This window comes from Aquimarina macrocephali JAMB N27, assembly GCF_000520995.1.
Classification (GTDB): domain Bacteria; phylum Bacteroidota; class Bacteroidia; order Flavobacteriales; family Flavobacteriaceae; genus Aquimarina; species Aquimarina macrocephali.
On record NZ_JACA01000003.1, the window covers coordinates 342123 to 354831 of the forward strand.

Below are 12709 nucleotides of genomic sequence, written 5' to 3' on the forward strand. Positions count from 1 at the left end.
AATAAATAAATTAACACATAAAATCAAAAAAATGAAAACAAAAATTTTAATCTTAGCTGTTATCCTTGCTTTTGGAAGCAATCTAAATGTCCAAGCTCAAAAATTAAAAAAGTTTGGTAGTTCTATCGAAAAAAAGATAGGTCCAAAAACCATAAAAGTGCCTTATACAGATGTTGTATCTTATATGGGATATGCTGCATCTGGTAATGAAGATGAAGTAAAAGATGGTAAGAAGTTCTATTACATTTATGTATGGATTCCTGCTGTTGCTCCAGAAATTGGTGTAAGAATGATGTCTCCTGTGGGGAAAACCAAAATCAAAAAAGCAACACAATCAGCAGCATATACAGAAAATGCAAAATCAACTGATTATTTTGACACCTATATTACTTTAGAGCGTTCAGATATTATTAGTAAAGATAATATTAATGAAGGTGCGGTAAAAAGCGCTAACTGGGTTACTCTAGAACGTAACGATGATAGCAGCGAAATGCCAAAGCAACCAAGCGGAAGCAGTTATAACTCTCTATTAAGATATAAAAGCGAAGCAAGTGATCCTCTTAAAGCACTAACTGTTGGACTATATCGTATCGGTTTTACTACATACAAAACTGGTGAGGTAAAAGGTACTTTCCTAGCAGAAGTTGCAGCTCCTATCAAATTACCCGGAGTAGTAATGGCAAAAACTATCGAAGACTTGAAAAAGGGGCTATAAAACGTAAATTGGAATAGTGGCACCTACGGTTATTCCTATGCTTTTTGGTTCAAAAAACATAGGAATAACCTCTTTTCGAATGTCTTCTCTCTAAACTACCAATTTTAAGATGCAAGAAAACGACGATAAACAAAATCCTAAAGAAGAAAAAAAAAATCTTCTCGATGATATCCTGGCCAATGCACTCTCTTCTACAAAAAAACATGAAGAAACAAATGCAGGTCTTGAGACCAAACGATGTAAAAGCTGCGGAGCAGCAAGACCCGAAGACACAGATCTTAAATACTGTGATTTCTGTGGAGACCAATTTTACTAAAAATAATAATCTTTTAGAAATATGTCAATTAATGAAACACAAAATAGATGGGATGGATTCCTTAAAAAAATCAAAGATCGATTCGAGGAGATATTAGAAAAAACAGAAGCTGTATTGCCTTTATTATTCGAAGCAACTGATTTTGAAACCACTACATTTCACAATGCCTGGCAAGGAATTTATTCTCAAGCCAATGAACTTATCTGGAAAATAGATAGTACATGGGAAGATAAAGTCGAAGAAGCTTTTGAAGATGCAGGAGCAGAATTTGGTTCTAAAAAATTTATACAAGAAAGAGATAAAGGTTATCTAACAAAATTTGAACTTGAACAAAAACTTAAATCATACGAAGTGAAAATTTTTGCAGATGCTGCAAAAAAATTACTACAAGAAGTAAAAGATACTTTATCCAAAGATTTTTGTTGTACCCAATGTCAAGCTAAACTCCCGGTAAAAGATAATTTTTTCAGATCCTATTACAGTACTTGTGAATATTGTCAGACTGTAAACACATTCGAGCCAGGAACTAAAGCCAGAAACATCGAACATTTTGCTATCCATGCTCTTGGAGAAGAAGCTGCTTTAGAACATTATTTGCATTATGAAGAACTTAAGTTTCAAAATTATGTACAAGACTCAGAAACGTATGGTACCGAGGAATTAGCAACTCTATATCAAAAATATGTAGAAACCTACTTAAAGAAAAGAATCGAAATCATACCAGATTATAAAGATAGGTACGAAAAAGATCTCAAAGCTAAAACTGCATTCTTAACTAACCATTAGTAATCCTAAAAGAAAAAAATATGTCAAATTCATTTAGAAGTCAACTACGTTCGGTAATCGAATGGCAAAATCCTAAACCCGAAACTCTTTTTGAAAAATGGACAGAAAACGGGGACGAAATTAAAAATGCTTCAAAATTAATCGTAGGGCCTGGACAAGGATGTCTTTTTGTATACGAAGGCAAAGTAGAAGGCGTTTTTGAAGAAGAAGGGCTTTACGATCTTAAAACGGGTAACATTCCTTTTTGGACGACCATCAAAAATATCATGTATACCTTTGAGTCTGCTCATAAAGTAGGGATTTTCTTCTATAGAAAAGCAGAAATGCAAAATATACGCTGGGGAACCCCTTCTCCTATCACCTATAAAGATCCTGTTTATAATTTTCCTGTAGGATTAGGTGCTTTTGGTAATTTCTCTTTCAAAATCACTAAACCAGTCGATTTTTTTACCAATGTTATTGCAGGTGACGACTACTATCCTGTAAAAGCGATACAAAAAGTTATCTTATCCAGAATTACTCAACCTATCAGTGATTTTCTTGCCAACGCTTCATTTAGTTATGTAGAAATTGATAAACATCGTAATGAAATCGCATCATTCTCTCAGAATTCGAGTGCACAAATCTTCGATGAATTAGGTTTTGAACTACTTGATTTCAGGATAGAAGGAACCAGTTTTGATGAAGAAACCAAAACAAGAATTGGTCGAATTGCAGATATGAGTGCCGAAGCTCAGGCAATGAAAGAACTTGGTGTAAGCTACCAGGATTACCAGCAACTTGAGGCATTAAAAAATATGGCAAAAAATGAAGGTGGTGGTAATATCGGTATGCAAATGGGTGCTGGATTAGGAATGGGCCAAATGCTCGGAAATATGATGAATAATCAAGGACAGCAATCCACACCTCAACAAAATACTCCTCCTCAATCTGAATCTCAACCCCAAAACGACGACCCAGTACAAAAATTAGAAAAACTTAAGAAAATATTTGATGCTGGCCTAATCGACGAACAGGAATACAAACTGAAGAAACAGGAAATATTATCTCAATTCTAAAAACAAAAATCAATCTTTAAAAATTATACATTATGAGTACAACACATGAATTTACAGATCACGACAAAACAGAACAAGGTCAAAAAGCAATTACACTAGGTATTCAAATAAAAAACGGCGTTGGTTCTGAGAATTATGATTATACAAATCAGGAAGGAGCGGATTTTTCCTGGCCAAATATAGATCAAGATAAAATTGGTCATATTGAGCCTTGGTTATGTTATCAAAAAAACGCTGATAATACAATAGGAGGATGGGTAGATTTAAACAAATTCTCTAATGGAAAAGAAAGAAAACTTAATGCATGTTTATTAAGGTTAGGATTTCCAAAAGAATTAGGGCAAGATCATGAAGAAGCCAAAGCCATAGTAAAAGAAATTCAGAATAATGAAGATTTTGAAGCCGCTGCTCAAAAGTATGGGTTTAAAACTAATGAGCAATTTTCGATTAGAGATCATGTAGAATCAGCCAATATCAAATTAGAAGAAGCAGAATCCCAAGCATATGATGATGCTGACAACTTCTTAAAAGAACAAAAAGCTAAACTGGATGCCCAGATGGATTCTCATATAGAAGCAGCAGAAGCTGGTGGATTATTAGATCCTATTAATGGCATTGATATGGAAACCTGGGCCGCTGCTAATGCAAAAATAGCTGGAGGTATGGGCCTAGAAGAAGTACTTAAAATTGTAGAAACAGAAAAACCAATCTGGGATGAAGTATCTGCAGAATGGACCGCTAGAATGTCTCAGGATACAACTTTTGCTATTTCTAAGGTATATGGTGATGCTTTTATGAATTCGAACATTGGCAAATTTGCAGATGCAGGAACCAATCAAGAATCTGAAACTAGTTCTCCTGCCGGAAACAATGATATTTATGAAGATTTCGAACTTTATATTAAAGTTATGTGTCATCAAAATATGGGAGCGGCTCAAGGAAAAGATGCTGCTTCAATCTTGCAAGAATACGGACTTACAGTTACCGATTGGAGTTCTGTAGGTATGCATTGGACTCCAAAAATGGCAACAGATACTCGTATGGCATTAAAAATGGGAGAATTAATGGAAAAATATAATGCAGAATTTGCTTCGGAAAAAGCAGGAGACGATATCGATTTTTAAAAGAAATAGAGTTTTATGTAAGATGGCCTGGGATTCATCTGTAACCCAATTACACTACATTGCAAATCTGATGAAATCAGGTCATCTTCTTTTAATAATAATAAAAAGATAATCATGGAAAATAATATCAAACAATTCGGAATACATATTAAGAGTAAAGATAGTTACCTGGCATTTGTAACGATTAACAATACCAGCTTTCCAGAGTTTAGACATCTTAACAAGGTTCCATCTGTACTAAGAGAAAATGATCAAATAGAGCTTATTGTATATCTTCAAAATTTTGAAAGTGGATATCTGGTAGCTCAAGCGAGAAAACTGGCTTTGGGAGGGTTTAATGAAGATATAAATTTCAATATAGAGCCTTTAGAAAAAGAAAACATGTATAAGCTTACTACCGATACCACAATACCTGATGGTAGTTTTTTATTTATTTCTACAGGGTGGAATGAAATCTTAACTGTTTTTCTTGGAGATAGTGAACAAGAAGCCATCACTTTCTTTTCTGATACTAATTTAAGGCCAGCATACGCTGCTGTTCCTGATCTTGAAGAAACTATTAAAGCTTTTCCTAATTCTCAGGAATTAATAGACTTATTACCAGGATGGAAAGAAATTAAACAATTAGAGCGGCAAGAATTAGAATATAAATATGTTGAAGAAGCATGGCAAAAATATCAGGAAACCGAAAAAATTTCATTAAAAATAAGATACCTTAAAGATATGCAAATGGCACTTAATGGTTTTCTTGCTAATCATCCCGAAAGTAATAAATCTGAAGAATGCAGAGAAAGACAAATCGAAATTGACACCAAGCTTCCTGAGTTAGAAAAAATGATCTAGTATCTCGATAATTTATAAAAGATAGTTTAAAAAAACTTCAAAACCTATACCTATCATCTTTGTAATGTGAATTTTAGGCTTCAAAATAGGGATCAAAAAAAAATAGATACAAAAAATCATTTATAAAATTAAAAAAATAAGTACTAACACTTTAAAACTAAAAATTATGACCTTGGGAATCATATTAATTGTATTAAGTATTATAGTAGCAGCACCATCATTATTGCTATCAAAAAAACCAGAGGTAAAAGAATTTTTAGAAAAAATCGAACCGTTGCCAAGCTTGATCAGATTTATGATCGGACTTATATTCTGTTTCTGGGGTGTATGGGGAGTAATTTCGGCAATTTTAAATATAGAATGGATAACAACCTATCCTATCTGGTGGATCACCTTATTAGTTGGGAATATTATGGAAGCTGTATTAGGTTTCATGTTAGTTTTCCGCTCAATTAACAAGTTTTTCGTATTCAAAAATGGAGCTACAAAAGAAAAAGCAAATCAATTAAGAGGAAAGTCAGCATCAAAACAACGTAAGTTAGGAGTTTTAGGAATCATTATTGGCTGCTTGCAGATTGTAGCCTCTTTCTTATTCTATATGTAGTAAGAACATAGAAATAAAGAACAAGTAAATCCTGTTTTACAACCAACAAAATCAAACTGTTTTGTTAAAATTGAGAACAATTTCATAATCAATTTAATACGTATCTATAGCAATATAATTAAATGTAAATAAGATATTTAGCTCTAATAATAAACGCTCATATTTTGCAACTAGATTATAAACTATCACAACACTAATCTATAGAAAAAAACATTATGCAATTAAACATCACTACATTCATCCAAAAACAACTTAAAGAAATTATAGATCAAGCTGTTGCTTCAGGAAAAATTAATCCAGAAAAGTTACGAATGATTATCATTTCGCCCAATAAAACTTTTGATGTACTTAAAGTAACCTATAACAACGCCTGGGACGAATATTATTATGGATCCGAATATGATGATACATCGGATATTGGTACAATTTCAATATCCGAATGGTTAGATATTGCAGATACAGCTTTTGAGAAAAGAGAAGGGTTAGATGCTCTTTATATAGATCGTGCGGTAGAACATGACAGAAAATATACAAAGATAAAGCCTGCGCTTACTTTTGACCATATATCTGACCAACTATATAAAAGCTATTTAATATGCTTGCGCGAAGAATTGATTTTACAAATTGAAAATGCTATAAAAAATGTAGCCAGTTCTTATACTCAAAAAGATTTCAAACATGTTGTGGGTTTTGTCACACACAAACTAACTTTTAAACAGGACGATAATGTAAGAATACTGGCTTTTAATCACCCTAATGGTTCTGGTCCATTTTATAATGTGATGCTTACCTTGCCTCAATCAAAATTAACCTATCCATATTTAAAGTTTTATGACACTGGTTTTTATTTGTTTTATCCCAAAAGCAATATATACGAAGGCTCTCAAGAAGAAAGCAATATATACACCTATGACATCAAAAATATCGAGTATGGCTTTATACAATCCAAACATAGAGAAAAAGCTATTTTTAGATTAACCGATGAATTTGAAGATTGGAAACTAGATGGAGGACATATCGAAGAAGAAGAAGGTGATTTACCAGAAGAAGCTTTTTTTAGTGCCTTTGATAAATTCATGGTTCAGTTTCCGGATAAAATAATAGATCCTTCACAGGTTCCAGATCCTATCAATAACGAACCTGACTTCACAAAATGGCTAAACACTATACAGGAACATAATCTGGATATCTCATACAAAGCAGAAGAAAAGCTTTATAACTATGGTGAAGAAGCTTTCAGAAAAACATTAAAACTCTTACCTGATACCAATAAAAACTATTCGGATCTTCAAAAATTCCTAACAGCCAGGTTATTTTCTGAAGGGCGATATGAGGAATCAACAGCAATCCTTAAATCTATAAAACAATTATCAGATCATTATAAAATACATCTGCTAGAAAACTTATATTTCCTGAATCGCAAAGAAGAATTTGACGAGTGTTATGCTTCAATTGAAAGCAAAAGCGCCAAAAAAGATGCATTATTGTCAAAGTGGTTATTTGATATCAAGCTATATCAAGATCAGAAGGATGAACTTAATAGACTAAAAGACGAACTCATTTCTTTTATGTCAGAAAACAAAGGATACACTTCAGCAGCCAGAGCAGCAATAGTATTAACCAAATTATATACAATTCTTGGAGAAAAAGATAATGCTTTATATTGTTTTCAGAGAATTTCTTTCTCTAGTGATATCCACAATACCATATTCAAAAAAGAATTTGCCAATTCTCCTTATATGCTTCAAGTGTATAATGATTATTTAGTAAAAGAGAAAGAAAAAGAAGATTTTAAATCCAGAGTAAAAGTATCTTCTCTTGTTATTCCCGAAACTGATAAACAAGAAATAAAAAAAGTCCCATATGAAGATTGTTATTATCTATCTCATAAAATCGAAGATGTTGATTTAAGTTGGGCCGTGCCTATTAGCAAGAATCAATTCATCGCTGTAAATGATGATAAAGAACTTTTTATAGGAGAAATTACAGATACTTATGAGATCATAAAACATACTATCATTGAGTTAGACAAGGAAAAAAGATATCACTATTCTTATCATAACGAAGTAGTATATGTCTCGGTCTATAATGAAGGAATAGTAAGATACCAAATCCAGGAAAATTCTATTATCCCTATAGAGGGTAGTATTAAAAATATTGAAAAAATACCACAATACGGTAATCTTAATATTTCTGATGGCCACTTGTATGTTTGTAATAATGAATACCTTGAAATCTTTGATCTTTCTAACCCGGATGCTAATCCGATTTCTTCAGACCTATTTATAGAAAGCGGATATAGTCTTCATGTTAACAATAATCTTCTGGTTGTTGGTGCCGGTGCTGGCTTGGTTCTTTTACTGGATATTCAGGATAAAAGCAATCCAACTTATTTATCCAGTATTATAGAAGATAAGACACCCGGAGATATGCATATAGAGTTTTTTGAGCACTATATGGTTACTCGATCTGTAATAGATATAAGTAATCCTGCTGATCCGAAATTTATCTGTCATAACTGGGACGACCTTGCTCCTATTTACTATTTTTCAGAAAAACCTGATATCCCATTATGTAGTACCGGTAATGAGTTTCTATTTACCACGTTATCTAAAGAAGACAATGGTAAGATTACACTTGTAAATTGGTTAGAAAGTCTAAACAAGGAAAATTTATATTGCGAACGATTAACCAGTAATATAGCAACGATGTATGATGGAGATACTGTTATTGGTTTTACTCCATATGATATCTGCATTTTAGAAAAAGATAAAAACCTTGCTCAACAGAAACAGGAATTTAATATTCAGGATATATTAGAAAAGATGGCTATTGAGTGTTTTGAGTATTTGGTAGAAAATTATCCCGATTTCAGTATCGGAAAAGTAGTTATGGAGCACAAACCAGATTATGGAGTGATATCACTTTCTTTTCAGGAGTGCTCAAGCCCTGCGGTAGTATCTAGTTTTTATGAGGAATCTCAACTCCCCATGGTCTATTCTAATTTTAATATTTACCAATATTTCTCAGGTACTTTGGATATGAATTTTGATCCTCAGATCATAAAAATGAACTATGATCTTAATAGTATCATAGATAAAATTATCTCGTATGATAGTTTTAATAGAATGACTGCAAAACATGTTTCAATACTTATAAATAATGAATCCCGATACTTAGAATTCCCTGATCATGACTGGAATCCATATCGTGAAATTAGTTCATCACAAGACCCTGAAACTGCCGAAGGCATTATACTTAGTGGTAATAAAAACTTGATCAAGCAGTTAGAAAGCAGAATGATTACCGAAGAAGGTGTTTTTAAAGAGTTGATATATATACTTAATCTGAAAAAACCTGAAGATGAAATTAGAAATACTTCTGGTTCTTTGAAAAATGGAAAATCTATTTCAAGCAGTTCACCAAAAATCAAACCATCATATATTCAGGGGCCCGTTTTTGGGCCAAAACAAGAAAACGATGATTCAAAAAACATTAATAAATTAAAAAACGAAGCTATTAGAATCATTTCTTCCCATCCTGACCGAAAAATTGTTAGGAACATCATATTTAATGGAGCAAAGTATAGTATCCCAAAACCAGTGTTAGAAAAAACTCCAAATGCTTCTACTATAAAACAAGGTTATATATCAATTCTGGTAAATAATTGGTATGGCCTATGGGATGAATTTTCTGAAGATCCTGAAATTAAAGCATTCTTATTAGATACTTTGGATACCCTAAATGATGAATTCCTAATGGCAAAGTTGGCCTATCGTTATAAAATGTATTCACATGAGTCTATCCACAATCATATCAAAAAATTGTTGACCGATACGTATGATGTTCTAGATTATTATAATTATATCGGTGATGAAGACAGAAATATAATTAATATTTCTAAGCTTCCATTGGTAGCTATAAAACCATTTGAAAAGGAGTTATTAGAAATTTTTGAGCAATTTGAATCTGATACAGATGAAGAGCAAAATCATCGTATAAAAAATATGATCATACCTGTATGTGATATGCTTATCAGGTTAGGCCACGAAAAATTCCCAGAGGAATTGATTTCTAAAGCAAATTCGGCTAAACGATATAATGAAGAATATGATGACGATCTTTTTGGAGATGATGATTATGAAAACGAAGAAACATTTCTATTACAATTATATCGAAAACAACAAGTTAAACACATACTACAAAGTTTTGAATCTGAAGAAGAAAAACCTATTTGGAATAACACTATAGAACCTGAGCCTTATAAAAAATCATGGTATACTACTATAGATGTATTATTTGAACAAGGAGAACATATCTATGGCGAAGATTTTAAAAAGATATTCATCCAAAAACTATCTAATAATATAGCCAAAGATGAAAATTATGATCACGACAGGCTATTAGCTTTCAACTTCATTCATTACACCTATAAACATATACAGAAAAGACCAGAATTGGCAAGTATAGCAGAAATTATTGTTGAAGCTATCACTCAGAACAAAGACAAATTCTCTGAAGAAATTGATTTATACAAAATCAAGGAAAAAAGTAAGTTTGCATTGCTTCAGGCTGCCTGGAATGATTTAAAAAACAAAGATCTCGAATTGGCAGAACAAAAAGGGGATGCTATTCTAAAAATAGATCCAGAATTTGGTCAGGCTTATTTTCTAAAAGCACGCTTGCTTTGGTTAAAAAAAGGAATTCCTGCATATCTTGAAAAACAAGAGGAGTATATTAAAAAAGCTTCTCATGATATAGCTACACTTGCACGGTTATACAATCTAACCGGTTGTGCATTAGATGTAGAGAAACGCTATGAAGAAGCATTACCTTATTTTAAAAATGCTGCACTAACTGCAACCAATGAGCCCATGTATCTTGCCAATATTGCAGAGATATATTATAAGCTTAAAAATCCAAAAGAAGCGTTAAACTATGTGCAAAAAGCTAAACAAAGTGGACATTCTTCAGAAATGATGGATGAAATCTCTACTAATAAAGGAATCATTAATTAAAAAACGCCATGAAGGTACTTATTAGTTTGTTGTTTTTTTCATTAAATATCTTATTCATGAGTTCCCAATCTACATCTCTCGAAAAGGAAATACTAAAATTAAGGAAGCTAGGAAAAGATCATATTATTCAACTAGCTTTAAAAGAATTACAATCAACATCCAAACCAGAAATAACAGAAGATAATTTTCACTTCATACAAGTAATGGCCAGTAACAAAAGAATCAAAGTTCATTTTGGATACAATGTAATCTATTTCCCAAAAAACAGTAGTTACAATACAGACATCATTGTAGAGTTTCCTTCTAAATTGATCTCTATAAACAGTGACAATAATGAAGGAAAGAACACTGCTTTTTATCATCCCACATCAGAACATATGGATGTCATCAATTTTATTCTAAATCGTAATGACACCAATAATGATGTGTTTAACAAAGGCAATAAATCATCTGTTGTTATCTCTATTTATGAAAAAGAAAATCATTATCTGGTATACACCACATCCAGAAACCCTGATCAAGGTGGAATTGAATATATTGAAGAAATACATAAAGAAACCGGAGAAATTCTTTCTACTCTTAGCGGACATTATGATCCCGCACCAGAAACTCCTAATTTAGAAGAAGAAAAACTTATAGAAATAGACAACAAATAAAATAACTCTACGCATTTTTTAACTTAAAAATGAGATTCAAAATTAAGAAGTCAAAACCCACTGAAACACAGAATTCATTATTAGAATAGAATGATTAAATACAATAAATCATTCTATTCTAACAATAAACTCTCATATTTGTATCCAAATTGATAATCGTAGATTATCGCAAAACTAACCTATAGTGTTAAAAAGTGTGTGTGTCTTTATCACTAAAATCAAATCAATTATTTATGAAAACAAAAATCTTAATTTTACTAAGCATATTTGCTTTAGGAACTTCTGTTGATTCTCAAGCACAAAAGCTAAAGAAATTTGGTGGTTTAACCGAAAAAAAGATCGGTCCAAAAACTATAAAAGTGCCATATACAGATGTTGTATCTTATCTTGGATATGCAGCACCTGGTAATGAGGATGAAGTAAAAGATGGTAAGAAATTCTATTACATCTATGTTTGGGTTCCTGCTGTTGCTCCAGAACTTGGTGTAAGAATGATGTCTCCTGTTGGGAAAACTAAAGTTAAAGGAGCTACTGCAGCTGCAGCATATACAGAAAATGCAAGTTCTAGCGATTTTTTTGATACTTACATTACTTTAGAGCGTTCTGATATCATAAGCAAAGATAATATTACAGCAGAAGGAGCAAAAAGTGCAAACTGGACTGTTTTAGAACGTAATGATGATAGTAGTGAAATGCCTAAGCAACCTAGCGGAAGTAGCTATAATTCTTTATTAAGATATAAAAGTGAAGTTAGCGATCCTCTTAAGGCATTAACTGTTGGATTATACCGTATTGGTTTTACAACATACAAAACCGGTGAAGTAAAAGGTACTTTCTTAGCACAAGTTGCAGCTCCAATTAAATTACCAGGAGTTGTAATGGCTAAAACTATCGAAGAGTTAAAAAAAGGACTATAATATATACAACCTAATTTAATACACACACCTACGGTTATTCCCACATGTTTCTTAAAAGAATATGTGGGAATAATTGTTTTATATATTCATCTATAAAGGTATTTTAGACTTCATTTTTTCTACAATATTATAAGCTGCAGGACAAATTGTTACATTTTTCAATGTTAAATTAGATATCTGTTGAAACTTTTTACGATCTGTATGTGGATATTCTCGACATGCCTTTGGCCTTACCTCATAAATTACACAGTAATTATCAGCCCCAAGAAAAGTACATGGAGTTTGTTGTAATATCAAATCTCCATCCTCATCTGTTCTCAGGTATTGTTCTTCAAACTGCCTGGGTTTTATTTTAAAAAATTTCGCAATACGCTCTACATCTTTATCTGTAAATAATGGTCCAGTTGTTTTACAGCAATTCGCACATTCTAAACAATCTGTGTTACTAAACTCTTCATCATGTAACTCCTGCATGATATGATCTAGTTTTTTAGGGGGTCTTTTTTTAAGTTTAGCAAAGAACTTTTTGTTCTCGTTATGTTTATCTTTGGCCAGTTTTGGTAATTGGTCTATGAATTCTTGCATAGTACAAAAGTAAGACTTTTGGGAGTTCTGATTACCAATTACTAACATATTCAGTTTTAATAAAGACCAATTAGAATCTTTAAAAAT

The 12709-nt window shown here is 32.1% G+C and carries 11 protein-coding genes; 10 read left to right on the forward strand and 1 reads right to left on the reverse strand.

Annotation, left to right across the window (positions count from 1 at the left end; translation table 11 throughout):
* The first annotated feature begins 31 nt into the window (after positions 1 to 31).
* The 10 genes from Z054_RS0104600 (at position 32) to Z054_RS0104645 (ending at position 12037) form a co-directional block, all read left to right on the forward strand.
* Positions 32 to 715 (forward strand): Lipl32 family lipoprotein, encoded by a 684-nt coding sequence (locus Z054_RS0104600; protein WP_024768912.1) that lies wholly within the window; start codon positions 32 to 34, stop codon positions 713 to 715.
* Positions 716 to 824: 109 nt separating this feature from the next.
* Positions 825 to 1031, forward strand: a complete 207-nt coding sequence (locus tag Z054_RS0104605; protein WP_024768913.1) for a hypothetical protein — start codon at positions 825 to 827, stop codon at positions 1029 to 1031.
* A 21-nt stretch (positions 1032 to 1052) separates the two neighbouring features.
* Entirely contained in the window at positions 1053 to 1817 is a 765-nt protein-coding gene (locus Z054_RS0104610) for a hypothetical protein (RefSeq protein ID WP_024768914.1), read from the forward strand.
* Positions 1818 to 1837: 20 nt separating this feature from the next.
* On the forward strand, positions 1838 to 2875 hold the full coding sequence (locus Z054_RS0104615) for an SPFH domain-containing protein (RefSeq protein ID WP_024768915.1): 1038 nt from the start codon (positions 1838 to 1840) through the stop codon (positions 2873 to 2875).
* Positions 2876 to 2907: 32 nt separating this feature from the next.
* Complete coding sequence (locus Z054_RS0104620; RefSeq protein WP_024768916.1) at positions 2908 to 3999, forward strand: DUF6620 family protein; 1092 nt, start codon at positions 2908 to 2910, stop codon at positions 3997 to 3999.
* A 114-nt stretch (positions 4000 to 4113) separates the two neighbouring features.
* On the forward strand, positions 4114 to 4842 hold the full coding sequence (locus Z054_RS0104625) for a hypothetical protein (RefSeq protein ID WP_024768917.1): 729 nt from the start codon (positions 4114 to 4116) through the stop codon (positions 4840 to 4842).
* A gap of 166 nt (positions 4843 to 5008) precedes the next feature.
* Positions 5009 to 5446 (forward strand): hypothetical protein, encoded by a 438-nt coding sequence (locus Z054_RS0104630; RefSeq protein ID WP_024768918.1) that lies wholly within the window; start codon positions 5009 to 5011, stop codon positions 5444 to 5446.
* Positions 5447 to 5661: 215 nt separating this feature from the next.
* Positions 5662 to 10464, forward strand: coding sequence for a hypothetical protein (locus tag Z054_RS0104635; protein ID WP_024768919.1), 4803 nt, complete (start codon positions 5662 to 5664; stop codon positions 10462 to 10464).
* A 56-nt stretch (positions 10465 to 10520) separates the two neighbouring features.
* Positions 10521 to 11120: a hypothetical protein gene (locus Z054_RS0104640; RefSeq protein WP_024768920.1), complete on the forward strand. Its 600-nt coding sequence runs from the start codon at positions 10521 to 10523 to the stop codon at positions 11118 to 11120.
* Positions 11121 to 11353: 233 nt separating this feature from the next.
* Positions 11354 to 12037, forward strand: a complete 684-nt coding sequence (locus Z054_RS0104645; protein ID WP_024768921.1) for a Lipl32 family lipoprotein — start codon at positions 11354 to 11356, stop codon at positions 12035 to 12037.
* A 90-nt stretch (positions 12038 to 12127) separates the two neighbouring features.
* On the opposite strand, the gene Z054_RS0104650 is transcribed toward Z054_RS0104645, so the two are convergent.
* Positions 12128 to 12622 (reverse strand): YkgJ family cysteine cluster protein, encoded by a 495-nt coding sequence (locus Z054_RS0104650; protein ID WP_024768922.1) that lies wholly within the window; start codon positions 12620 to 12622, stop codon positions 12128 to 12130.
* Positions 12623 to 12709 lie beyond the last annotated feature (87 nt).